This is a genomic window from Streptomyces sp. WMMC1477 (assembly GCF_027460245.1).
Taxonomy (GTDB): Bacteria; Actinomycetota; Actinomycetes; order Streptomycetales; family Streptomycetaceae; genus Streptomyces.
Genome location: NZ_JAPZBD010000003.1, coordinates 2921409 through 2945000 on the forward strand (window position 1 = coordinate 2921409; position 23592 = coordinate 2945000).

The following is a 23592-nucleotide window of genomic DNA, read 5'->3' on the forward strand; positions in this document are numbered from 1 at the left end:
CCGTACACCCGGCCCACCCGCACGCGGAGGCGTGCTACGGCGTCCGTGATCACGCAAGCCCTCCTGCCCGGAGAGCGGCCACAAACGAGCCCCAGGGCGCCTCCCCGAACTCCAGCGACCTGCCCGCAGGTACCTTGCTGTCCCGCACCCCGGTCACGGTGTGAGGAAAGAAAGCCACCTCGACACACTCGGTGCCGCTGCCGCCACTGTAGGACGACTTGAACCAGCTGGCTTCACTGTCACCTTGCTGCCGCGACTGCCCCATCAAAGCTCCTCCATAGCCACACGGATCAGGGCCTCGGTCTTCTCGATGTCGAGTGCCTGGGCCCTGAGATACTCGAACGCCAACCTATAGCGCTCAAGTTCCTTGGGCTTCTCCATGAACAGGCTGCCGCCCAGGACGTCGACGTAGACGACGTCAAGAGACGGCGAAGGCCCGCCCAGGATCACGAAGCTGCCCAGTGCAGCCGCGTGGGCGCCAGACGAGAACGGCAGTATCTGCACCGTGACGTGTGGAGAAGCCGCACACTCGAGTAGATGGCCGAGCTGTTCCCGCATGGTGTCCGGACCACCGACGAGGCGGCGGATCACCGCTTCGTCCATGACGGCCCAGACGTGCGGAGGCTCTGCCCGCCGCAGCAACTCCTGCCTCTTCATGCGGATGTCCACCATGTGCCGGACCTCCTGATCCGTGCACCGCATCTCCGATGCCCGGTGCACGGCCTCCGCGTATGCCCGCGTCTGGAGCAGCCCCGGAACGTAGACGGCCGCGTAGTGGTCCTCACGGACCACCTCGTTCTCCAGCGTCAGCAGGAGATTCATGGACTCGGGGATCGGATCCGCCAGCGAATGCCACCAGCCTTGGATCTTCGCGCCCTTCGCCAGTTCCACGAGCGCGGAGCGTTCCTCGTCGCTGGCCCCGTACTCACGGCAGAGGGCATCTACTGAAGGCCACTTGACGGTGCCTTCCTTCGTCTCGTACCGGCTGAGCGTCGCCTTGGAGATGCCGACTCGGGCACCAGCCTCCTCAAGCGTGAGGCCGCTCCGTTCACGCAGACGCCGCAGGTCTGCCCCCAGTTGGCGGCGCCGGGTCGTGGGTCCAACAGCCATGGTTACGGGCCTCCCTGTCGATCTTCCTGAGCCTGCCTTGGAGTTCGGCAGGGGACAAGCCAGCGCGCGCGGGGGCGCGTGCGGTTCGTGTTCACTCCTGCCTGGCATTCGTGAGAGTTCCATTTTGAAACCGAGAGTGTCATTCTGAGAATCCATCCGCCACTCGGCGGAATGATCTTCCGAGAGAGGCCGATCGGCATGGTTGATTGCTACGACTCGAACTCAACGGCCCTCACCGTCTCGTTCCTCGCACTGCCGACAGCAGTCCCCGAACTCCGCTGGACGACCCGCTCGCACCTCGCCCGGTGGGGACACTCCGATTTGGCGGACGCTGCGGAGCTGTGCGTGAGCGAACTGGTCACCAATGTCATCCGGCACGTTGGAGAGGGCACACCGGCCACGTTGACGGCGGCGGTGTCGGCAGCTCGGCTCCGGGTGGAACTCTCCGACCCTGACACAGAGGCGCTGCCCAGGCCTTCCGCCCCGAGCGCCAACGACGAGTGCGGCCGAGGCCTCGCCCTGATGGAGGCCATCTGCTCGCGATGGGGCGTCGTTGTCGGTCGTGGCGGCAAGACGGTCTGGTGCGAGATCCAGGCGAACCAAACGGCCGACGGCGGGGCGTGCCAGCTGGACGAGACAAGGAGAACCCACGCGGTCCTTACCCTTTACGGTGCGCGAGGCACCGCCACCTCACCCCTCGCTCAGCGTGAGGCCTCGGAAGCCGCCGTCACCGTGATCGCGGACATCCTGTCCTGGCTGTGCGCCCGTGGACATGACCCGGACACTCTCCTGGACAACGCTCAGGCCCGGTTCGAGGCGCGACGCAGTGGTGGGAGTGTGCCGCGAGAGAGGGCGGTTTGGTGATATCCAGAGGGCGGAGCGAGTCCCGTGAAGCTGTGCCGCACACTAGTGGGGTCGCGATGTCAGTGGGGAGTGTCACTCTCTGTGATGGCGGGCATGCGCAAGGTCCGTCGCTGCGAGAAAGGGAGGGTGCATGACCAGCACTGAGCGAGGGTTCACCTCGGTGGAGATCTGCGCGGGAGCCGGTGGCCAAGCCTTGGGCCTGCACCAAGCGGGCTTTGAGCATCTCGCGCTGATCGAGATCGATCGTCATGCGTGCGAGACCCTGAAACTGAACGTGACGGAGGAGGCTGGCTGGGGCCAGTGCGAGGTTCTCGAGAGGGACCTCACTGAATTCAACCCAGAAGAACTTGGGCTATTTGAGGGGCAGCTTGATCTGTTGGCCGGGGGAGTTCCCTGCCCGCCGTTTTCTGCCGCTGGCCACCAGCTGGGCCGGGACGACGAGCGTGACCTTTTCCCGCGCATGCTTGACCTCGTTGATTTCCTGAAGCCCAGAGCCGTCCTGATCGAGAACGTCCGGGGCCTCCTGGACGAGAAGTTCGCGGACTACAGGGAGAACGAAATCCTGCCGCGACTGCAGGAATCAGGGTATGAGATCTGCGGCTGGGACCTCATGGAAGCGCGTGACTACGGAGTGCCTCAGCTGCGCCCGCGCGCGATCCTTGTGGCGATGCAGCCACAGTTCGCCGGACATTTCGCATGGCCAGATCCCCGTGAAGTGAGGATCAGGACACTCGCTGAAGCGCTGGCCCCTTCCATGGCGGCTCGTTTCGGGGAGACAGAGCGCGGCAAGGCCGCTTACCAGCGGTGGCTGGGTAAGGCGGAAGGCGGTATCGCCCCCACACTCGTCGGTGGGTCGAAGAAGCACGGGGGGGCCGACCTCGGGCCGACCAGGGCCAAGAAGGCGTGGCGGAAGCTTGGGGTGGATGCCATGGGCGTTGCGAATGAGCCCGACAAGATGGTGGACCCCGAGCGGGATCTGTACCCCAGGGACAAGGAGGGCCAGGAGATCGGCCCCAAGCTCACCGTCACTCAGGCCGCCATCATCCAGGGCTTTCCTGAGCACTGGAGGTTCTCCGGCGGCAAGACGGCTGCTTATCGGCAGGTCGGCAATGCCTTCCCTCCACCGGTCGCGCGAGTGATTGGTGAGCACATTATTGCCGCACTGGAGAAGGGCATGGTGAACCCGAGTCCGGGTATGCCACAAGCCCGTTGCCCGGAGAGCGCCGCACTTTTCGAACTGCCGGATGACTCAGGACTTCCGGGGGCGGAGCTCGGTCACGGTGTCGAAGACCTTGAGAGCGCATGCGTCCGGTGACTCGTGCTCCCAGAATCGCAGGACGGTCCAGCCCGCTTCGGTGAGCAACATGTCTGTTTCGCGGTCCCGGGCTACGTTCCTGGCCACTTTCTCGGACCAGTACCCCGAGTTCGTCCTTGGGGGAACGTAGTGCTTCGGGCAGCCGTGCCAGTAGCAGCCGTCCACGAACACGGCCACCCTGGCGGGCCGGAAGACCATGTCCGCAGTGCGTCGCAGCCCCGGCAGCGGCCGGGCTGCGACGCGATACCGCAGGCCATGGGCATGTACCAACTGCCGGATCGCCCGCTCAGGCTTCGTATCGCGGCTGCGGATCGCCTGCATGTTGCGTCGCCGGGTCGCCGAGGAGGCCCATGATCCTTCCGGCGGCTTCCATGCCTGGGGGCTGGCCTCGTCCCAAGTTCCGTTCATTCCCACTACCCGATCAGGTCAGGTCATGCGGCCCAGTGGCCGCCGCCTTTGCGGCACAGGCGCCACCGCGCTGAACGTGCCTGCAGCCCCAGCCTAGCCAGGGTCCCGGTGCAGGGGTCACTTCTTGTGGGACGGCAAGGTGGGAGCGGGGACGACGGGGTCCTGCGGTCTCGCCTGCACCCACCGCTGCCCTTCCAGAATGACGCCTGGGCGCTCATCGTGATCAGCCGTTGCCGGAGCCACGCGAACACTGACGAATTCGCCTTCGTCGGGCACGCAGACACCAAGCGAACGTGCGATGTGCCGGTGGGTTGCGTAGTCGCCCATGATCACGATGCCCTGCGTCTTCACGGCGGTGCGAGCCCCGCCGTTGCCTCTCACCCGCTTCATGTAGTCCTTCTGCTGGGCAACGGTGCGCACGACGTTGCGGCCGATGGGACGGTTCTGTGCCCTGCGGAACAGCTCGTTCACCCGGTGCTGACCGGAAGGCTGTGACAGCACCGCCTCACGGTCTGCAGGGTTCATGTGAAGAAGCACGTTCTCCGGGAGCGCGGCGTCGCTCCACAGCCAGTGGATCTGGTTCCGGCACGCGGCCCTGATGGTCAGCTTCCGGTCACGGTTGTTGCCGTCGTTTAGTGCGTCGCGCTGGATTCGCATCAACCCGGCACTCCACCGGCTCGCATGGTCGTCTGCCCAGAGCAGCAGGCAGATGTGCCCCGTGGCCTCCGGCGGGATCATCCACCCGCCGAACTGCTGAGAGTACTTGCAGTCCACGTCGATACCGCAGATCGAGTAGTCCATGTGTCGGCCGTCCGCAAGCTGGAACTCCCGCTGGATGTTGATCTCCACGAGGGTGCCGGCATGCGTCTTCTCTGTCTTGAAGAGGGTGTTCCAGTCGTAACGCCCCGTGGCCTCACCGTTGAGCAGCTGGTCGATCGTGTCGCGTAGGACGGCAGCAAACCTCTTCCCAGAGGGGTCAAGCGCCTTCAAGTGAGCGGCGACTGTCACCAGCTCTGCGTCGTCGTTGGCAACAGCCGCGATGTTGGCGGCTGCTGAGAGGTCTGCGAATTGCCGCGGGAAGAGCGAGTCTGTCTCTGTCATCGATCGCCTCCTGGGGCGGTTGACTGTGTAGGTGTGTGCAAGGGCCGGGATGCCCTCAGATCAATGTGCCAGGCGTGGCTCCATGTGTGCCGGTCGTGTGCCGGACGCACGCCAGGCGACATTAGATCAGCGCCTGGCTACTCATACAATATGAGCCTGGCGTCGAGTGCCCACACGAAGGAGCGGAGATGGCCGAGAACGGCACGCCCCGTCGACCGTCGATCAGGAAGGTGGCCGAGTTCATCGCGCGCGTCGGCCCAGGAGGTACGTTCACGAAGCTGGAGCTGTTCGATGCCGTTCCCGATGTCGCCCAGGCCGACCGGAGGATGCGGGACCTCCGGGAGATGGGCTGGCGGATCGACAACTACAAGGTCAACCCGAACCTCCGGCCGAACCAGTACCTAGTTGTTCAGCTGGGTGTGCGCATCGACTTGGGTGAGCCAGTGCCCAAGGGGGCGCGCAAGGCCATCACGGGGCCCAAGCGTCGTCGGATCTTCGAGCGTGACGGCCATACGTGCCAGGTCTGTGGCATCCATGCTGGTGCGGCCTTTCCGGACGACCCGGAGCGCCACGCCAATCTGACAGTAGGGCACGTCATACCGGTTAGCCGTGGCGGCTCGAACGACGATGACAACCTGCGGGCAGAGTGTCAGCGGTGCGGTGACGAGGCACGCGACATCACCCGCAATCCGCCGACCAAGGAAGAGGTTCTGGCGCACTTGTCCCACCTCGGTGGTCTGAAGGAGAAGCGCCGCCTGTACGGGTGGATGCAGGCAGGGACGAGGACTCTGGACGACACCGAGCGGCTGTTCATCGAATGGGCTCGACTGTCGCCGGTTGATCGGCTGGCTGTCACCGCAGCTCTCGCTGATCAGGTCATCAAGGATCTCGCCCGTGAGTAGCGGATGCCGTCGGCCTGTCTGTGGCGACACCTACTCTAAGGCCGTAGCGCTCACGGGTGTCGAGAGGAGCTGTGATGCCAACTCGCCTAGAAGATGTGCTTGCTCGGTTCTGTTCGTCGCCCACCACGAGGCAGATGTATGACTCTTGGCGCACAGACCGGCGTCGCGAGGCAGTGGCACCCGTAGTAGAAGCACACGAGACACACGTCGTTTACAGACTTTCACCCAGCGACGTCAGGGACGTATGCAGGCGGACCGAGCACGCGCTCGGATCAGTAGCCCGCCGTGATGGGGAGGCGGTGCCAAGGATCGTGGACTGGCACCCTGACTTCGCGTTCACCCATGCCCTGCACATCTGTATGGAGCGGCTGGGCACGCTTCCCACATACGGTGACGTGCGCGACTACGCAATGTCGGACGAATTGGGCTGGGAGATGCTCGGCTCTCCTGCCAGCCGCATGATCGAAGCTGAAGCGTATAAAGGGACTCCGAGGCAGCGCGTGAAGGCAGCCATGCGGTGGCGGGTGGGCAACGCCTACTACAGCTTCCTGCGGGAGGTCTACAGCATCGTTGAGCTTCGCCAGCGGGGCATCCCGCTGCTGGTCCATCCACTTGCTGATGCCCTGTTCCGCGTGGACGCCTGGGTTGGCCGGGTCGCGTTCAGTCTGAGGATCGGCAACAAGAAGTTCCGGCAGGGAGCCAGCGACGGCCGGAAGCTCTCCGCCGAGCGTCTGCTCGCCGGCGTGCGGCCGACCTTGGCTTTCCGTGAGATTGAGTTGCGTGCTGCCCGAGAGTTCGGGTGTGTGCACGTGCCGTCGTCGGAGGAACTTGATGTCGCCGCTGACCGCATCGGTGAGGCATTGCTGTTGACGGGCGAGCGGGGGCAGGGCTGACACAGGTCACCGCCAGCCGGCGAAGGGGCGGGGGGAGGCTTGTTGGGTTGGGGGGCTGGCTTGGGGGCGGAGGGTGAGGAGGTGGTTGAGCAGCTCCTGCTCGCGGGCCGCGAAGTCGGGCGGCGGAGCCGTGCGTTCGGCGCGGGCGCGGAGGAGGGCGAGGGACGTGGCCGCCGCGTGGTACTCGGAGACGGTGCGGGCGGCGATGGGCCCGTGGGCGCGGCGCGCGAGCCGGCGGGCCTGGGCGCGGGCGTACATCGAGCCCAGGGTCCAGGGCTCGGCGGGGGCGAGCCAGCCCTGGGCGGCGTAGGTGTGGAGGGTGTCCCGGACGGTGCGCAGGTCCCGGCCGCGGTACCAGACGGCGAGCCAGATCAGGGTGCCCAGCACGGGGAGCATGAAGAGGGCGTAGACGAGGAGGAAGTGCAGGCCGTCGGTGGAGGCGGAGCCGTTCCACAGGGCGTGGAGCACCATCGAGGTGAGGAGCCCGACGGCCGGGAGCAGCAGGCGCAGGGCGCGGCGGTGGGCGGCGAGGGCCGCGGCGACGCCGAAGCCGATGCCGGTCATGGCGGTGAAGAGCGGGTGGGCGAAGGGGGACATGACGATGCGCACGACGAAGGTCTGGGCGGTGGTCGCGGCGAACTCGTCGGAGGCGTAGAGCTGGTCCCCGGCGTAGGCCGTGCCGAGGTAGAGGATGTTCTCGGTGAAGGCGAAGCCGGTGGCGGTGACGCCGGCGGTGACGATGCCGTCCACGACGCCGCTGAAGAAGCGGCGGCGGTGGAGGAAGAGCAGCAGGACGGCGGCGGCCTTGGCCAGCTCCTCGACGACGGGGGCGACGACGGTGGCGCCGAGGGTGTCGACGTCGCCGTCGGCGATGACGCTGGTGGCCAGCCACTCGGCGGTGAAGGTGTTGGCGATGACGGCGACGAGGGTCGCGGCGCAGGCGCCCCAGGCGAAGGCGAAGGCCACGTTCCGCCAGGGGGCGGGCTCGACGCTGTCGATCCAGCGGAACGCGGCGATGAGCAGCGGCACCGGAAGGGTGGACAGGAGCAGGCCGATGAGGAAGCCCTCGGTGCCGGTCTGCTCGCGGACGATCGCGAGGATGGTGAGGCCGCACAGGGCGAGCAGGATCGCGATGGCCACGGCGCGCAGGACGCGGCTGTGCCACCAGGGGGCTCGGCGCGGGGTGTACTGCCACTGGGCCTGGCCCGCGGGCGTCGCCGGGACTGCGGCGGTGGTGCTCGCGGGTGCCGGGGGCGTGTTCGGGGGTGCCGGGACGTCTCCGGGGGCGTGTGGATGCACTCGCTCGACCTTAGTCGAACGTCCCCGTGCCGCGTGGGGCGTCAGCGGCGGCGGAAGAGGAGGTCCCGGACGGCGTGTCCCTTGCCGAGACCCTGCTCCTCGAAGCGGGTGAGGGGCCGGATCTCGGGGCGGGGGGCGTAGCCGCCGTCGGACTGGGTGTTCTCGAAGGCCGGGTGCGCGGTCAGGACGTCGAGCATCTGTTCGGCGTAGGGTTCCCAGTCCGTTGCGCAGTGCAGCAGGGCACCGGGGGCGAGGGGCACGGCGGCGAGGTCGAGGAAGTGGGGCTGGATGATGCGGCGCTTGTGGTGGCGCTTCTTCGGCCAGGGGTCGGGGAAGTAGACGCGGAGCCCGGAGAGGGAGCCGGGGGCGAGCATCTTCTCCAGCAGGATGACGGCGTCTCCGTTGGCCACCCGGATGTTGGTGAGGACGTCCCGTTCGGCGAGCCGCAGCAGGTTGCCCTGGCCGGGGGTGTGGACGTCGGCGGCGAGGATGCCGGTGCCGGGTTCGGCGGCGGCCATCCGGGCGGTGGCCTCGCCCATGCCGAAGCCGATCTCGAGGACGACCGGTGCCGTCGGGGGCAGGGTGTCGAAGAGGGCCGGCAGGTCGAGGACGCGGCGGCCGTCGATGTCCAGGCCCCAGCGGGGCCAGAGCCTGGTCAGGGCGTCGCGCTGGGCCTGGGTGACGCGGCTGCGGCGGGGCTGGAAGCTGCGGATGCGCCGGTCGTGGTGGGAGCCCGCGGGGTCGGCGGCGGGGCCGGCTCCGGGCTCGAACATCGAGGAGCGGCGGCTTCCGGGGGGTGGCGGAGCGTTCTCGGACACAGTGCTGCCAGTTTATGGGGCGTCCGCGATGTCATGGCACCGGGCGCTGCGGCATCGGGCGCCGTGCCGCCCGGCGCTGTGACGTGGGGCTCACGGGCGCCGGGCGACCAGACGGCGGGGCCGCGGCTCCGGGGCTTGGCTTCACGGGGTGAGGCCCGCCAGGACGCGGTCGGCGATCTCCCGGCCGATGGGGAGTGAGGCGGTGGCGGCGGGGGAGGGGGCGTTGAGCACGTGCACGGTGTGCGGGCCCTCGGTGATGAGGAAGTCGTCGGCGAGCGTGCCGTCGCGCAGGACGGCCTGGGCGCGGACTCCGGCGGGGGCCGGCAGCAGGTCCTCCTCGGTGACGGCGGGCAGCAGGCGCTGGACGGCGGTGGTGAACGCGCGCCGGGACAGGGAGCGGCGCAGCTCGCCGGAGCCGTAGCGCCAGTGGCGGCGGGCGAGCTGCCAGGAGCCGGGCCAGCCGAGGGTGCGGGCGAGCTCGCGGGGGTGGGCGGTGCGCCAGTCGTACCCCTCGCGGGCGAGGGCGGGCACGGCGTTCGGCCCGATGTGGACGCCGCCGTCGATGCCGCGGGTCAGGTGGACGCCGAGGAAGGGGAACGCCGGGTCGGGGACGGGGTAGACGAGCCCGCGGACGAGCCCGGAGCGCTCCGGCGCCAGCTCGTAGTACTCGCCCCGGAACGGGATGATCCGGGCCGGGGGCCGGTCCCCGGCGAGACGGGCGATCTCGTCGCAGTGCAGGCCCGCGCAGTTGACCAGGGCACGGGCGCGCAGGGTCGCACCGGACGCGGTGCGGACGGCGACGCCGAGGCCGGACCGCCGGTCGACGGCGGTCACCCGGGAGTCGTAGCGCACCCGGGCGCCGGCGTCCTCGGCCAGGCGGGCGAGGGCTGCGGCGACGGCGCCGTAGTCGCAGATGCCCGTGGTGGTGACGCGGAGGGCGGCCAGCGCGGAGACGTTCGGCTCCAGCTCGGCGATCTGGGCGGGGCCCAGCTCGTGCAGCGGGATGCCGTTCTCCCGGCCGCGCTGGGCGAGGGCGTGCAGCCGGGGCAGTTCGTCCCGGTCGGTGGCGACGATCAGCTTGCCCGTGACCTGGTGCGGTATGTCGTTCTCCGCGCAGAACTTCACCATCTCGGCGGCGCCCTGGGTGGCGAACCGGGCCTTGAGGGAGCCCGGCCGGTAGTAGACGCCGCTGTGGATCACGCCGCTGTTGCGGCCCGTCTGGTGCCGGGCGGGCCCCGCCTCCTTCTCCAGCACGAGGACGCGGACACCGGGGCGGGCGCGCGTCAGCGCGTAGGCCGTGGACAGGCCGACGATCCCGCCGCCGACGACCAGGACGTCCGCGTCGTACCGGTGCGCACGCGGCCGTGGCGAGGGCGCCGACGGCGAGGGCACGGAGGGTGGAGGCTCGGAAGGCAAGGGCGGGGAAGGCGAGGGCTCGGTCGGCGAGGGCACGGGCTCGTTCCCGGATACGGGCTCGTTCTGGGGCACCACGTCTTCCATCATGCTGGTCGGCACCGACAGTGCACAGCGGCGTCCGTCACGTCGTCCGCTCCGTGGACGGCCGCACGGCGGCGGACGAACGACCGCGCGTGCCCGGGTGCCTCACGCCGGGGCCGCGAGCAGCGGCCGGGCGCGCTCGCGGAACTCGGCGACCCGGGGGTTGTCGCCGTAGGGCTCCATACGGTGCAGCAGATCCCGCACGTACTCGGTGGTGCGCGCCGAGGATATGCGGCCCGCGACCTCCACCGCCCGGGTGCCGGCCGCGCAGGCGGCGTCCAGGTTGCCCGACTCCAGCTCGGCGACGGCGGAGACCAGCAGCCGCAGCCCGTGCGAGCGGACGAACTCCTCGGTCGGTTTGGACAGCGCCTGCTCGGTGAAGCGCCGCACCTGGCGGGGGGCGCGCAGATCGCGGTAGCACTCGGCGGCGTCGGCCGCGAGCCGGTCGGAGGAGTAGAAGTCCAGCCAGGACGGGTCGGGGTCGCCGTCGCGGGCGCGCTCCAGGCGGCTCTCGGCCGCCGCCAGCGCGGCCCCGCACGCGGGCGCGTCGTCGGCCTTGGCGTGGGCGCGGGCCTCGACGAGGTGGAAGAAGCTCATGACGCGGTCCGTCGCGATGGAACGGTTGCGCTCCAGCGCGGCCTGCGCGAGGTCCACCCCCTCGTCAGCGAAGCCGCGGTAGGTGGCCTGCAGCGACATCGACGCCAGGACGTAGCCGCCGAAGGGCACGTCCGCGGCGGCCCTCGCCAGGCGCAGCGCCTGGATGTAGTAGCGCTGCGCGGCCTCCTGCTGCCCGGTGTCGAAGGCCATCCACCCGGCCAGCCTGGTCAGCTCCGCCGTCGCGCCGAAGAGGGCGCGCCCGACCTCGTCGGAGTAGGCGCCCAGCAGCAGCGGCGTGGCGTCCACCCGCAGGCACTCGGGGACCATCGACGAGCGCCAGTCGCCACCGCCGTACTTGGAGTCCCAGCGGCGGGCCTCCTCGGCCGCCTCGCGCAGCTTGGCCACGTCGCTGTGGCCCACGCGCACCGGCTCGGAGCCGGCGCCCGGGCCGGGACCGCCGAAGGGCCGCGGCCCGAGTTCCTCGGCCCGCGCCTCGCGGGCGACCGAGCTGTCGGCCGGGTTGATCAGCCAGCGGGAGGCCGGCGTGGCGTAGGCGCTGACGGCGAACGAACCGGCAAGTGACTGCCAGACGCTGCCGCTGCCCCGCCGCCCGGCGAGATCGAGCCGGTAGAGATCCGTGGCCGACTTCACGGCGGCGCCGACGTCGCGCGGGAAGGCGAGGCCGATCTCGGGGGCCGGGTCGGCGTCGGCGAGCCCGATCTCGTGTAGCGGCACCGGCCGCCCCAGCTTGCTGCCGATCGCCGCGGCGATCAGATGGGGCGCCGCACCCTGCGGCACCATCCCCTTCGACACCCACCTCGCCACCGATGTCTTGTCGTACCTCAGCGACAGGCCGCGCTGCGCACCGAGGTCGTTGACCCGGCGTGCGAGTCCGGCGTTGCTGATTCCCGCGAGCGCGAGAACCGTTCCGAGCTTCTCGTTCGGTCCGCGTGGCTCCCTGGACATGCGCGCACCCCTGACACAACGACGCCCGCCCCACTCCATGTTGGAACATGCTCGGGGCATTCGTGAACCCAGAGTAGTTTGCCGCATCCTCACCGTTAAGGGGTAGGGCCCCTGTTGGCGGGATTCCTCCCCGTACAGGAGTGCGCCGGCGATGCCCCCCGTAGCGGGACGCAGTGGGCGACGGCGGTGGTGCCGGGGCGTCGTGCGCGAGCCCCGGCCGTGTGGCCGTGCGCCCGGTCGTGCGCTCTGTGCGGGGTCAGGCGGTGCCGTTTGGATGGGTTCCGCGTGGGTCGGCTCGCTGGGGACGAAACCAGTGGGCTGGGGGAATGCCGTCACCCTGCTCCCCGCGGGCGGCGGCGCGGTCCGGGAGGAATCCATGCCTCCCGGACCTCCGGCGTTTCCGGGCCCGCGCCCCTTCGGCCCGGGGAACCGCGGTGCGAGCGCTTCCCACCGGTCCATGTACCTGGCATATACGTAGCCGTGAGTGAAGTGCACAACATGCGCCAAGTCTCTTCCGCTGTAGATAAGTTGGCTGAAACTCATGGTTTGAAGCCGCGCCGTCGCGGGATCAACCGAGCTGAACACGCCGACAGCAGACCCTCCTTCACGCCGCTCCCGGACCGGATACGTGGCAGCATGGGGCCAGGCGTCAGCCGAAACGGGAGATGCGTGCGGGCAGTCGCGTGCCCGCGGTAACCCGGACGGGAGCCGGTACGGGGCGGCACGGAATCAGAGTCCGCCCGGGGTACGGCTGCGGCGTGCGCCTCGTGCAGATCAGGCGTGGACCCCGCGGGCGGGTGGCCAGCGGGCGAAAGGCGGCGACGATGCGCTGGTTGGTGGGGTGGTGCGGTACCGCGGCGGGCCGGGCGCGCATGCCGGGCCTCTCCGGGCGCACGCTCTACCCCGTCGGCGGCCACGAACTCTGGGGCGGGGACGACCCGCTGTGGGCCGTCGGCGACTGGCGGCCCGACGAGGTCCGCGTCGTCGACGCCGGACCGGGCACCGCGCTCGCCGTCATCGGCTGCTGCGGGGCGCGTGACGACGAGCTGCGCGCCGGGCTCGTCGCGGCCCGCGGCGGAGCGCTGCGCCACCTCACCGCGTGGCCCGGCTCCTACACCGCCGTCGTCCGCACCGGGCGGCGCGTGGCCGTCACCACCGACCTGGCCGGCGCCCGCCCCGTCTTCCACACCCCTTTCGCGGGCGGCACCGCGTACGCCACCGCCGCCGTCACCCTCGCCGACCTCGTCGAGGCCCAGCTCGACGTCGGGCACCTCGGAGCCCTGCTCGCCGCCCCCGACGCCCCGGAAGCCCTGGGCGACGGCACCCCCTACACCGGCGTCCGCCGCGTCCCGCCCGGGCACGCCCTGATCCTGCGCGAGGGCGGCAGCCGCGAGATCGCCGACTACGAACCCGCCACCCCCACCGTCGTCGCGGCCCCGCCCGCCGACGCGGACGAGGCCGTGAACGGCGTACGGGACGCCCTCGTCGAGGCCGTCCGCGTCCGTCTCGCCGCCCCCCGGCACGTGCCGAACGCCGGGAACGGCGACGCCGGGCACCCCGACGGCACCCTCTTCGTCCCCGGCCAGGACGCGACCGGCGACGGCGCCTTCGCCGGGCCCCGCGAGAACGGGCACCACCGCAACGGGAGCGGGCGGCGGAGCCACGACGGCCGCGACCCCGGCCCCGTACCCGGCATGGGCCCCGGCGAGCGCCGCACCCGCCGCGGCAGCCCCGCACCCGGGCTCGGCGCCGACCTCTCCGGCGGTGCCGCCTCCGCCACGCTCGCGCTGCTGGCCGCCGGGCTCCCCGGCGTCCCCGGCAGCATCGCCGGCGCCCCCGGCACCGCGGCCGGCCAGCGCCTCCTCGCCGTCACGTTCAACGACCTCACCGCCCCCGGCGACACCGCCCGCGCCGCCGAGCTGGAGCGGGCCCGCGCCGTGGCCGACGACCCCCGGCTGCACCACGTCGTCGTCACCGCCGAGGCGGAGGCCCTTCCCTACGCCGGTCTCTACGACGTCTTCGGGCTGCCGCTCCCCGACGAGCCGGGCCCCGCGCTCGTCGGGCTCAACCGGCACCGGACCCGTCTCGCCTCCGGCAGCGCCGACCAACTCACCGGCTACGGCGCCCGGCAGGTCCTCGACGCCCACCCCGCCCGCCTGGCCGACCTCCTCCTCGACCGGCGCCGCCGCCACCTCCTGCGGCCCGCCGCCGCGCTCGCCGTCGCCGAGCGTGCGCCGCGCGGCCGTTCGGTGCTGGTGCCGCTCGCGCTCTACCGGGCCGCCCGCCGGCTCGCCCGCACCCCGCAGCGCGACGGTGTGGCCACGGCCGCCCGGCGGTTGCGCGGGCGGGACTTCTCCGCCTCCGCGACGGCCTACGGCGCGGCGGACGGCCTCGGCCCCGGAGGAGAGGGTTCCGGCGCCCTGGACGCCTCGCTCGCGGCCCTCGCCTGGTGCCGGCCGGGCCCCGCGGCGCGCTGGCTCACGGGGGAGGCGCTGGCTGACGTATCGGTTCGCCTGGAGGCTGCGGCGGTCCGCGCGAGCGGTGCGGTCGGCGCCCGCCCCGGCGTCGTCCGGGCCCGCGACGCCCTCGCCCGGCAGGCCGCCGACTTCCGCGTGCTCGACCAGGTGGCCGCCGCCCCCGGCCAGCGCCTGCACGCCCCTTTCCTCGACAACCAGGTCGTCCGCGCCGCCCGCGCCCTGCCCGAGGCCCTCCGCGTCCGCCCCGGAGCCCGGGCGGCCGTGCTGCGCACCGTGCTCGCGGGCGCCGGGATCGCTGAGCTCCCCGCGGGCTGGGGCGCGACCACGCACGCGGCCCACCTCGGCGCCGTCCGGCTCGGGCTACGCACGTACGTCGACGAGCTGTCGGCCCTGTTCGACGACTCCTACCTCGCCCGCGCCGGGCTGGTGGACGCCCGCGTCGTCCGCGGCGCCCTGCGCTCCGCGGCCCAGGGCGACGCCCTGCCGCTCGACGGCCTCGCCGACCTGGTCTCCACCGAGCTGTGGCTCAAGCGGCTCATGGAGCGCCGCGGCACGACCTGGACGGGCAGCGTCGCGCCCCGCCGCCGCGCCGTCTCCGAGGGCGTGCCCTCCCGCCCCCTCGCGGTGACCGCGGCGGTGCCCGCGCCGGGCGGCGAGGGCACCGCCCGGTCCGCCCCCTGACGGCCGGGGCAGCGAGGCCGAACCCGCGCGGCGCCCGGCGGCCTGCCGGCGGGGACGTGCCGGCGGGGACGTGCCGGCGGGGACGTGCCTGCGGGTGTGTGCCGGGCCGATGACGTGCCGGTCAGCCGCAGCGGATCACCGACTGCGCCCAGTCGGCCTGGGCCACCCAGCCGTAGGGGGAGGCCGGTTCGACGTCGAGGCGCAGCGTCTCCACACCGTCGAGCGGAACCGACACCCGCTCCGGCGGCTCGCCGCCCTCCACGACACCCGAGCGCCACAGCTCGCGCCCGTCGCCGAAGACGGAGAACGTCACCGCGCCGATCCCCATCGTCAGGTCGTCCACGCCGGCCAGCGCCTCGTACGAACCGCACTCGCGGCCGAGGTCGATGAACACCGAGGACGGGCTCTGCACCGTGATGCCGTGGGCGTACTCCTGGCCGGCGATCCGCACTCCGGAGCGCTGCCACACCGGGCTGCTCTCCAGGACGCGGATGGCCGGGCCCTCACCGTCGTCCACGACGTCGAACGGGATGTCCGCCACGGGATAGCCGGCCGGTGGCGGGGGAGGGGGCGGCGGTGCCGGGGTGGGCGTCGGGCTCGGCGGAGGCGGCTCCGGGGCGGGCGGCTTCGGCTGGGGCGAGGGCGAGGGAGACGGCTCCGGCTCCGGCGGGGGCTCCGGCGCGGGCGCCGAGACGGGCGCCGGCGCGGGCGCGGGGGGCGGCTCCGGCTCGGGCTCCGGCTCGGGGGCGGGGGCCGGGGCGCTCGGCACGGCCGAGGGAGCCGCCTGCGGGGGCGGCGGCGCCTCGTGCCGCGGGCTGCCGGACAGGGCGAGGACGAGGGCCGTGGCGGCGGCCGCGGCGGCCAGTGCGCCCGCGACGATGCCCGCCTTCGCCGGGGCACCCAGCCCCTCGGCCGCGGCGCCACCCGCACCGGCCGCACCGGCGCCACCGGCCGCACCGGCGCCCCCCGCCGCGCCGGTGCCTCCCACACCGCCTGTCGCCGCGGCGGCACCGCCGGCGACGGCGACACCGCCCGCGCCGCCGACCGCACCGGCCATGGCCTTCACCGAGTACGTGGCGGCGAACCAGCCGATGACCGCCACCGGCAGCAGCGCCCGCAGCTTCGTGTTGAGGTCGCTGACCTCCATGGCCGCCGTCCGGCAGCGCCCGCAGGTGTCCAGATGCCTGCGCAGCCCGCGCTCGGCACGGGTGCGCAGCCCGCCGCGGGCGAAGGCGCCGAGCTGGTCGGCATAGCGGGAGCAGTCGGCGTCGGTGGTCAGCGCCTGGCTCACATGGGCCTGGAGGTAGGCCTGCTTGAGCCCCTCCCGTGCCCGGTGCGCCAGGACGGCCGTGGCGTTCGCGGTCAGCCCGAGGAGCGGCGCCACCTCACTGGGCGGGGACTCCTCGACCATCGTGTGCCACAGCACGGTCTGCCAGCGCTCGGGAAGCGCCCGGAACGCCGTCACCACCATCGTCTGCTCGGCTTCGTGCATCGCGTGGACCTCGGCTCCGAAGTCCAGCGTCTCGTCGGCCGCCGCGCGTTGACCGCCCGCCGCCGCGACGGCGAACGCGGCGAAGTCCTCGACGAGATGCTCCCGTCGCGACGTGCGGGCCCAGGCTGCCGCCGCGTGCCGCACCGACGTCATCAGGTAGGCACGCACCGCCGTCTGCGGACCCTTGCCCCCGCGCACGGCCTGGAGCGTGCGCACGAACACCTCGTTGGTGAGGTCGTCCGCGGTGTCGGCGTCCCGGCAGCAGGTCCGGGCGTACCGGCGTACGGCGTCCGCGTGGCGGCGGTAGATCTCGTCGTACGCGGCGGGGTCCCCCTCGCGCATGCGGACGACGAGATCCGTGTCCGACACCGCGTCCACCGGCCCCGAACGGACCTCCTCCTCCCCGGAGTCGGCGGGGGCATCCCCGGAGTCGTCCATCGGTGCCCCGGCGGCACCAGGGCCGGCGGGCTCCCGCCCCGGTGTCCGCTCCTGGGCGTGGTCCCTGCGCTGCTGTGGCACCGCCCCCGGGCGCCCCGGCCTCCCGCCCCCGGGCACCTTCCGGTGCCGGGCGTCGGAAGACGTGGGGCGGCTCTGGCCGGGCACCTTGGGGCCGGTCCGCTCAACCGCCTCGGAGCCGGGCCGCCGGCCGTTCCCCTCCTGACCGCCGGAACCCGAACCGGAACCGTCTCGCCCCTGAACGCCCATTGCGGAAGCCCCCGTACCCGTGGTCCCGGCTCGATTCCGGACCATGGTGACACGCTGGACGTCGACACCCCCCTGCTCCGAACGGGGAATCACCCTACGGAGACGTCACGGCACGAACGTGCGAAACCATCCCCCGTCCGGGCGAAGGGGCGTGGGAGAGCGGGGCGGCTCAGGCAGCCGGGCGCGACCGCAGGCCTTCCAGCAGGATCTCCAGGAGCCGGTCCGAGGCCTGCTCCTGCTGCTCGGCGTCCGGCAGGACCGGGGCGGCCGTGGAGATGACGAGCAGCATGTCCGCCACCGTCACATCCGCCCGCAGGTCGCCGGCTTCACGGGCCCGCCGCACCAGCTGCCCGACGACGTCGAGCAGCTCGGTCAGACCCGCCTCGCCCTCGCCGCCCCCGCCGGTGGGCCCGGCCTCCGCCGGGGCCTCGGGAACGCCGGATATGAGCCCCTGCGGGGCGGCACCCCCTGACGCGCCCTCGTCCCCGGCCACGGCGGTCGGCTCGGGCCGCCGCTGCTCCGGCACGCGCCGCTCTCCGACGACGGACTCGGCTCCGACGGGCTCGCCCATCGCCGGCTCGCCCAGGGCGGCCGCTCCTGCGTCGGCCACCGACGGCTCCGTGCGGCCGTGGGCCGGCGCGACGCCGACGCGCAACACCTCCGGGGGCAGCAGCCTGCCCGCCCCCGACGCGGCGGAGGTGCGCAGGAAGCGTGCCAGCGCGGGCCACGGTTCCTCCTCGTGCCGCAGGGCCGCCCTGGCCTGCGCCGTCAGCCGTTCCGTCTCCTCCTGGGCGATCCGCTGGACCAGCACATGCTTGCTCGGGAACCTGCGGTAGACCGTGCCCACCCCGACCCGGGCCCGGCGGGCCACGTCCTCCATGGGAGCGCCGTAGCCCAGCTCGCCGAAGACCTCCCGCGCCGCGCGCAGGACGTGCTCCAGGTTGCGCTGGGCGTCCACCCGCAGGGGCGCGGGCCTCCCGCCCTCCGCAGGACCGCCCTCCCCCGGTTCGCCTCCCGCCGGATCGCTTCCCGCCGGTTCTCTCCGCGCCAGGTCGCGCCTCGCCCACTCCCCGGCGCGGCCTTCGTCGGCCGTGGCCGGGCCCTGCTGCTCGTACCCGTGCTCCGTCGCCACGACGGCACCCGGCCCGCGGACCTCGCGCGCATCCCGGCCCGGGGCCGGGGCGGCCGCGCCCAGCGCGTCGCTCACCCCTGCCTCACCGGCACGGAGGCCGTCCGGAACGTTCCCCTGAACGCTGTCGTGCACGTCGTCAACGTCAATACGCATACGTCTTCCCCCCGGAACATGAATGTCTCCCCCCGGAGACTCCCCTCCTGAACGCCGGAGATCCGCTCACTCCCCGTGTCACCCCGGCCGACTACGAACATAGTTGAGCTGCGGTCACTACAGGAAGGGGGCGCCCCGGCGACGCCCCCGCCCGATCGGAGTATCTCCGCTGGCCACCCCGGAATCCTCTGCGTTCTTCTCCGGGCACGCTCGGTGTGACCTGCGTTTTCCCCCGTTCCCTCACACCCGGGGGCGAACCGGAGCCGATACCTCCACTCGTCGTACAAATTCCGCAGCCCTGTGGACAAACCCGAGTCCCCAGGTGCGTCATGGACGGGTGACGCATGGACAGCGGCCCAAGGTGGCGAAGGAACCGGTGCGGATTCTGGTGGTCGGCGGCGGCTACGTCGGCATGTACACGGCTCTGCGCCTGCAGAAGAAGTTGAAACATGAACTGAAGGCCGCGCGGGACGGCCGCGGCGGCGTGGAGATCGTCGTCGTGAGCCCAGAGCCCTACATGACGTACCAGCCCTTCCTCCCCGAAGCCGGTGCCGGCAACATCTCCCCGCGCCACGTCGTCGTACCGCTGCGCCGCGTCCTGCGGGACTGCCGCATCATCGTCGGCGAGGCCCGGAGCATCGAACACGCCCGGCGCACCGTCACGGTCGACACCCCCGCCACCGAGGAGGAGGGCGGAGGGCCGACGCGGCTGCGCTACGACGAGCTCGTCCTCGCACCCGGTTCCGTATCCCGCGCGCTCCCCGTACCCGGACTCGCGGACTTCGGCATCGGGTTCAAGACCGTCGAAGAGGCCATCGGCCTGCGCAACCACGTCCTCGAACAGCTCGACATCGCCTCCTCCACCCGCGACCCCGAGATCCGCGACGCCGCCCTCACCTTCGTCTTCGTCGGCGGCGGCTACGCCGGAGTGGAGGCCCTTGCCGAGCTGGAGGACATGGCCCGCTACGCCTGCCGCTACTACCACAACCTCCGCCCCGAGGAGCTGAAGTGGATCCTGGTCGAGGCGACCGGCCGCATCCTCCCCGAGGTGGGCGAGGAGATGGGCCGGTACGCGGTCCGCGAGCTGCGGGCGCGCGCCATCGACATCCGCCTGGACACCCGGCTGGAGAGCTGCGAGGACCGCGTCGCCGTCCTCAGTGACGGCTCCCGCTACCCCTGTCGCACCCTCGTGTGGACGGCGGGCGTCAAACCTCACCCGATCGTGTCCGCAGCGGATCTGCCCCGCACCGAACGAGGCCGGCTGAGCTGCTCCGCGACCCTCGAGATCGAGAACACGGAACACGCCTGGGCCGCCGGCGACGCCGCCGCAGTCCCCGACCTCACCGCCGACAAGCCGGGCGTCGAGTGCGCCCCCAACGCCCAGCACGCCCTGCGTCAGGCCCGCGTCCTGGCCGACAACATCGTCGCCGTGCTGAACGGACGCCGGCCGACCGCCTACCGGCACGCCTACGCCGGGTCCGTCGCCTCCCTGGGGCTCCACAAAGGAGTGGCGCGCGTATACGGTCGCAGGCTCAAGGGCTACCCCGCCTGGTTCATGCACCGCGTCTACCATCTCAGCCGCGTGCCGACGTTCAACCGCAAGGCCCGCGTCCTGGCCGAGTGGACGCTCGCCGGCTTCTTCAAGCGGGAGATCGTCTCCCTGGGCTCGCTGGAACACCCGCGCGCCGAGTTCGAGATCGCCGCCGGTGAAGGTCGGCGTCCACCCGAGCGGTGACGGATGTCAGTGCCGTCGGAAACACTGGGGCATGTGACGATGGGTGGGCCCATCACGTCACTCCGTGACTGCTGGACATGTCGCCCCGACGCGGATCATGAACGACACACCATGAACGTCGTATGAACGGGGAACGACTTTCGAACGGCCGGGCCGGGCGGGACGCCTGCCCAACCCGGCACACCGTCAACCTGACCCAGAATCGGACCTGAACCGCAGTGAACTTCACGCGCTGGAGCGCCCGACTGGCCGGCAACCCGCGACGCTCAGGCATCGCACGCGCCGCGCGGTCCGCCGACTCCGTGGCCACCTCCGGCCGTAGCGGCCGCGAGGTGCCGTCCGCACGCGGCGAGCTCACCGAACCCGCCGAAGCGGCGACGCCCGCTCCCCCCACCCCCCACCGTCAGACCCGCGACGCCCTCGACGCCCTCTCCGTCCACGACCTCCTCGGGCAGGTGCCCGCCCTCGTCGCGCTCGTGCAGGGCCCCGAGCACTGCGTGGCCTACGTCAACGCCGCCTACGTCGCGGTCTTCGGCGAGCCTCCCCACGGTGAGCCCGCGAAGCGGGCGCTGCCGGAGCTGGCCGAGCTGGGCCTGCTTCCGCTCATGGACCAGGTCCTGCGCAGCGGAAAGCCCCGCACCGTCAAGTCGCGCCGCGTCACCGCCCGGCACGGGCCGGCCCACGAGCCCGCCCACGACACGGCACCGGGCGGCCGTCAGCACCGGCACAGCTACTACACCTTCACCTGCACCCCCGTGGACGTCGGCGGCGGCACCGCGGGCCGCGGCGGCCGCGGCGTCCTCGTATTCGCCACCGACGTCACCGACCAGGCCGAGTCCGCCGAACGGCTGCGGGCCAGCGAGGCCCGGCAGCGCGAGGCCGCCGTCACCCTCCAGCGCAGCCTCCTGCCGCAGGAGCTGGAGCAGCCGGACGACCTCCGCGTCGCCGCCACCTACCGCCCCGGCGGTACCGAGACGGCCGTCGGGGGCGACTGGTACGACGTCATCACCCTCGGCGCCGACCGCACGGCTCTCGTCATCGGCGACGTCATGGGCCGCGGCGTCCGGGCCGCCGCCGTCATGGGCCAGCTCCGCACCGCCGTCCGCGCCTACGCACGCCTTGACCTTCCGCCCCACGAGGTCCTGCAGCTGCTCGACGGACTGGCCGCCGAGATCGACCCGAGCCAGCTCGCCACCTGCCTCTACGCCGTGCACGACCCCGGCGAGGGCCAGCTCACGTACGCCTCCGCGGGCCACCCGCCCATCCTCGTGCGCACGGCCGACGGCCGCGTGCACCGCACGGACGAGGCGACCGGGCCGCCACTCGGTACCGAGGGCTGGCAGCACACCTCGGCCACCGTCGCCTTTCCCGAGGGCTCCACCGCCGTCCTCTACACGGACGGCCTCGTCGAACGGCGCGACGCGGACATCGACGTCGGCCTCGCCACGCTCGAACGTGCCTTCGCCGGTGCCACCGGCTCGCCAGAGATCACGTGCGACCGGCTGCTGCGGGCCCTCGGTATCACCGCCGCGCACGACGACGACGTCGCCCTCCTCGTCCTCCAGCACCCCAACCGCGACGGCCAGGACGCCGAGCTGTTCCACAACGCCACGCTCGACCTGCTCGGCGGAGTCGAGGCCGCGCCCCGCGCCCGCGCCTTCGCCTCCGGCGTGCTGACCTCCTGGCGCTTCCCCCGCGAGCTGCACGACCTCGGCGTGCTGGCCGCCAGCGAGCTCGTCGCCAACTCGCTGCAGTACGGCGTCCCGCCCATGCGGTTGCGGCTCCGCCGCACCGACCGTCGGCTCATCGTCGAGGTCACGGACGGGGACGACCACCTGCCCCGGCGGCGGCGCGCCGAGCCCGTGGACGAGTCGGGCCGGGGCATCTCCATCGTCGCCACGATCGCCGCGGCGTGGGGCGCCCGACGTACGCCGGGCGGCGGCAAAGCCGTCTGGTGCGAGTTCAACCTGCCGACGTACCAGTCCGCCACGACCGGCTGACGGCTCCGGGCACCCCTTCGGCGCCCGGTTGCCGTCAGCCGGTCGCGGGGCCGGACCCCCGCGTCAGGCCGCGGCGGTCACCGGCTGCCCGGCGCCGTCCGTGCCGGGATCCCGCCGCCCGGAGGCGAGCACCACCTGCGAAGGCCGCAGCGCCGGGTTGTCCTGTACCGGCGTCAACCGCCTGCCCAGCAGCAGCGCCAGCACCGCGATGCCCAGCGAGCACAGCACCAGCAGCACGATGTAGCCGACGAAGGCCCCCTGCGCCGCCAGCAATCCGCCGACCGCCGGACCAACCGCCACCCCGAGCTGCTTGACCAGCGCGAAGGCGGAGTTGTACTGGCCGACCATGTGCCGCGGCGCCAGGTCGGCCACCAGCGGAGCCACGGTCGGCGACAGCATGGCCTCGCCCAGCCCGAACAGGGCGTACGTGCTGATGAACAGGGCGGTCGCCAGGGCCGGTGCCTGCGGCACCAGCCCGGACGCTCCGGCCGCCACCCACGCGACGGCCCACACCACACCGACGAGCGCCACCACACGGCTCCGACGGCGCCCGTGCACCATACGCAGCACCACGAACTGGGCCAGCATGATCACCGCGGTGTTGGCGAACAGCGCCAGACCCAGCGTGGACGTCGAGATACCGGTCACCTCGACGCCGTACGCGGCGAGCCCCGACTCGAACTGGCCGTAGCAGGAGAAGAACAGCACGAAGCCCAGGACACCGAGCACCACCATGGCCCGGTCCGCCAGCAGCACACGCCAGCCCGTGCCCGCTCCGTCGGCTGCCGTGGGCACCGCCTCGTCGAGCGCGGGCGACCGCGGGAGCCGGACCGTCAGCAGCACGCCGCCCAGCACCAGGAACATCACGGCCTGGACGGAGAACAGCAGGGTGAAGCTGGCGGCCGCGTGCTCGTCCACGATGAGCCCGCCCAGCAGCCCGCCGACACCCATGCCGAGGTTGATCAGGAAGAACTGCGTCGCGAAAGCCCGCGAACGGTTCGCCGGGCTGGAGCACCAGACGATCATCGTCGCCAGCGCCGGCTGGAGCACGGCGACCCCGGCACCGAGGACGGCAGCGGCCGTCAGCACCGCGGCGGCGCTCGCCGTCATGCCGAACCCCAGGGCGCCGACGGCCGCGGCCAGCGTCCCGGCCAGGGCGACGGGGACCGGTCCACGCCGGTCCAGGAGCCGGCCGACGAGCGGCAGCACCAGCAGCGCGGCGGCGGCGAAGGCGGCGAGCACGGCACCGGCCGTCGTGGCCCCCAGCCCGCGCACGTCCGCCACGTAGATGAAGAGGTACGGCACGGTGAATCCGCTGCCGAACGCGCTGAGCGCGTTCCCGAGCTGAATCCGGCGCAGGGTCGCGCCCGTCGCGGTGGTCACACTCACCTTCCCAGGTCGTCGTGAGATCGGCTCAGCCCCGGTCGCGGCAGGGCGCGAACCGGAG

At 72.3% G+C, this 23592-nt stretch carries 18 protein-coding genes; 7 read left to right on the forward strand and 11 right to left on the reverse strand.

Translation table 11 applies throughout. From position 1 onward, the window contains the following. Positions 1–49: 49 nt before the first annotated feature. Positions 50–265 carry a DUF397 domain-containing protein gene (locus O7609_RS13490; protein ID WP_269736690.1) on the reverse strand — a complete coding sequence of 72 codons (216 nt, stop codon included), beginning with the start codon at positions 263–265 and terminating at the stop codon, positions 50–52. Then, a complete protein-coding gene (locus O7609_RS13495) occupies positions 265–1110 on the reverse strand; it encodes a helix-turn-helix domain-containing protein (RefSeq protein WP_269736689.1) in 846 nt (281 codons plus the stop codon). The genes O7609_RS13490 and O7609_RS13495 overlap by 1 nt, the downstream gene beginning before the upstream one ends. Before the next feature lie 198 nt (positions 1111–1308). Between O7609_RS13495 and O7609_RS13500 the strand changes: the two genes are divergently transcribed. Next, the gene (locus O7609_RS13500) at positions 1309–1974 is read left to right on the forward strand and encodes an ATP-binding protein (protein WP_269737272.1); all 666 of its coding nucleotides are present in this window, start codon (positions 1309–1311) and stop codon (positions 1972–1974) included. Positions 1975–2104: 130 nt separating this feature from the next. Continuing rightward, positions 2105–3289 carry a DNA cytosine methyltransferase gene (locus O7609_RS13505; RefSeq protein ID WP_269736688.1) on the forward strand — a complete coding sequence of 395 codons (1185 nt, stop codon included), beginning with the start codon at positions 2105–2107 and terminating at the stop codon, positions 3287–3289. Here O7609_RS13505 and O7609_RS13510 read toward each other — a convergent pair. Continuing rightward, positions 3224–3697 (reverse strand): very short patch repair endonuclease, encoded by a 474-nt coding sequence (locus O7609_RS13510; protein ID WP_269736687.1) that lies wholly within the window; start codon positions 3695–3697, stop codon positions 3224–3226. The two genes, O7609_RS13505 and O7609_RS13510, sit on opposite strands and share 66 nt — an antisense overlap. A 117-nt stretch (positions 3698–3814) precedes the next feature. Then, positions 3815–4798: a NaeI family type II restriction endonuclease gene (locus O7609_RS13515; RefSeq protein ID WP_269736686.1), complete on the reverse strand. Its 984-nt coding sequence runs from the start codon at positions 4796–4798 to the stop codon at positions 3815–3817. A 188-nt stretch (positions 4799–4986) separates the two neighbouring features. On the opposite strand from O7609_RS13515, the gene O7609_RS13520 reads away from it, so the two are divergent. Continuing rightward, entirely contained in the window at positions 4987–5700 is a 714-nt protein-coding gene (locus tag O7609_RS13520) for an HNH endonuclease (protein ID WP_269736685.1), read from the forward strand. Between the two features lie 311 nt (positions 5701–6011). Further along, positions 6012–6593, forward strand: a complete 582-nt coding sequence (locus O7609_RS13525; RefSeq protein WP_269736684.1) for a hypothetical protein — start codon at positions 6012–6014, stop codon at positions 6591–6593. Between the two features lie 6 nt (positions 6594–6599). Here the strand turns inward: O7609_RS13525 and O7609_RS13530 are convergent, their stop codons facing one another. The 4 genes from O7609_RS13530 to O7609_RS13545 all read right to left on the reverse strand — a co-directional run bounded on the left by O7609_RS13530 (position 6600) and on the right by O7609_RS13545 (position 11770). After that, entirely contained in the window at positions 6600–7892 is a 1293-nt protein-coding gene (locus O7609_RS13530) for a PrsW family intramembrane metalloprotease (RefSeq protein ID WP_269736683.1), read from the reverse strand. A gap of 41 nt (positions 7893–7933) precedes the next feature. Then, positions 7934–8665 carry a tRNA (guanosine(46)-N7)-methyltransferase TrmB gene (gene trmB / locus O7609_RS13535; protein ID WP_269737271.1) on the reverse strand — a complete coding sequence of 244 codons (732 nt, stop codon included), beginning with the start codon at positions 8663–8665 and terminating at the stop codon, positions 7934–7936. Positions 8666–8851: 186 nt separating this feature from the next. Continuing rightward, positions 8852–10102, reverse strand: a complete 1251-nt coding sequence (gene lhgO, locus O7609_RS13540; protein WP_269736682.1) for an L-2-hydroxyglutarate oxidase — start codon at positions 10100–10102, stop codon at positions 8852–8854. A gap of 210 nt (positions 10103–10312) precedes the next feature. Continuing rightward, complete coding sequence (locus O7609_RS13545) at positions 10313–11770, reverse strand: MFS transporter (protein WP_269736681.1); 1458 nt, start codon at positions 11768–11770, stop codon at positions 10313–10315. 824 nt (positions 11771–12594) lie between these two features. On the opposite strand from O7609_RS13545, the gene O7609_RS13550 reads away from it, so the two are divergent. After that, positions 12595–14928: an asparagine synthase-related protein gene (locus tag O7609_RS13550; RefSeq protein ID WP_269737270.1), complete on the forward strand. Its 2334-nt coding sequence runs from the start codon at positions 12595–12597 to the stop codon at positions 14926–14928. 121 nt (positions 14929–15049) lie between these two features. Here the strand turns inward: O7609_RS13550 and O7609_RS13555 are convergent, their stop codons facing one another. After that, a complete protein-coding gene (locus O7609_RS13555) occupies positions 15050–17125 on the reverse strand; it encodes a sigma-70 family RNA polymerase sigma factor (protein ID WP_443072113.1) in 2076 nt (691 codons plus the stop codon). 169 nt (positions 17126–17294) lie between these two features. Further along, positions 17295–18410, reverse strand: a complete 1116-nt coding sequence (locus O7609_RS13560; RefSeq protein WP_269736679.1) for a TetR/AcrR family transcriptional regulator — start codon at positions 18408–18410, stop codon at positions 17295–17297. Between the two features lie 412 nt (positions 18411–18822). On the opposite strand from O7609_RS13560, the gene O7609_RS13565 reads away from it, so the two are divergent. Together O7609_RS13565 and O7609_RS13570 are read left to right on the forward strand one after the other, a co-directional pair. After that, entirely contained in the window at positions 18823–20145 is a 1323-nt protein-coding gene (locus O7609_RS13565) for an NAD(P)/FAD-dependent oxidoreductase (RefSeq protein ID WP_332328094.1), read from the forward strand. Between the two features lie 218 nt (positions 20146–20363). Further along, entirely contained in the window at positions 20364–22145 is a 1782-nt protein-coding gene (locus tag O7609_RS13570) for an ATP-binding SpoIIE family protein phosphatase (protein ID WP_269736678.1), read from the forward strand. Positions 22146–22208: 63 nt separating this feature from the next. Here the strand turns inward: O7609_RS13570 and O7609_RS13575 are convergent, their stop codons facing one another. Continuing rightward, positions 22209–23528 carry an MFS transporter gene (locus tag O7609_RS13575; protein ID WP_269736677.1) on the reverse strand — a complete coding sequence of 440 codons (1320 nt, stop codon included), beginning with the start codon at positions 23526–23528 and terminating at the stop codon, positions 22209–22211. Positions 23529–23592: the final 64 nt, after the last annotated feature.

Bases quoted from the DNA above. Each gene is read 5' to 3' on its own strand.
- O7609_RS13490 (WP_269736690.1), bottom strand. From the start codon at position 265: ATGGGGCAGTCGCGGCAGCAAGGTGACAGTGAAGCCAGCTGGTTCAAG.
- O7609_RS13495 (WP_269736689.1), bottom strand. From the start codon at position 1,110: ATGGCTGTTGGACCCACGACCCGGCGCCGCCAACTGGGGGCAGACCTG.
- O7609_RS13500 (WP_269737272.1), top strand. From the start codon at position 1,309: ATGGTTGATTGCTACGACTCGAACTCAACGGCCCTCACCGTCTCGTTC.
- O7609_RS13505 (WP_269736688.1), top strand. From the start codon at position 2,105: ATGACCAGCACTGAGCGAGGGTTCACCTCGGTGGAGATCTGCGCGGGA.
- O7609_RS13510 (WP_269736687.1), bottom strand. From the start codon at position 3,697: ATGAACGGAACTTGGGACGAGGCCAGCCCCCAGGCATGGAAGCCGCCG.
- O7609_RS13515 (WP_269736686.1), bottom strand. From the start codon at position 4,798: ATGACAGAGACAGACTCGCTCTTCCCGCGGCAATTCGCAGACCTCTCA.
- O7609_RS13520 (WP_269736685.1), top strand. From the start codon at position 4,987: ATGGCCGAGAACGGCACGCCCCGTCGACCGTCGATCAGGAAGGTGGCC.
- trmB (WP_269737271.1), bottom strand. From the start codon at position 8,665: ATGTTCGAGCCCGGAGCCGGCCCCGCCGCCGACCCCGCGGGCTCCCAC.
- O7609_RS13545 (WP_269736681.1), bottom strand. From the start codon at position 11,770: ATGTCCAGGGAGCCACGCGGACCGAACGAGAAGCTCGGAACGGTTCTC.
- O7609_RS13550 (WP_269737270.1), top strand. From the start codon at position 12,595: ATGCGCTGGTTGGTGGGGTGGTGCGGTACCGCGGCGGGCCGGGCGCGC.
- O7609_RS13555 (WP_443072113.1), bottom strand. From the start codon at position 17,125: ATGGGCGTTCAGGGGCGAGACGGTTCCGGTTCGGGTTCCGGCGGTCAG.
- O7609_RS13560 (WP_269736679.1), bottom strand. From the start codon at position 18,410: ATGCGTATTGACGTTGACGACGTGCACGACAGCGTTCAGGGGAACGTT.
- O7609_RS13565 (WP_332328094.1), top strand. From the start codon at position 18,823: ATGTACACGGCTCTGCGCCTGCAGAAGAAGTTGAAACATGAACTGAAG.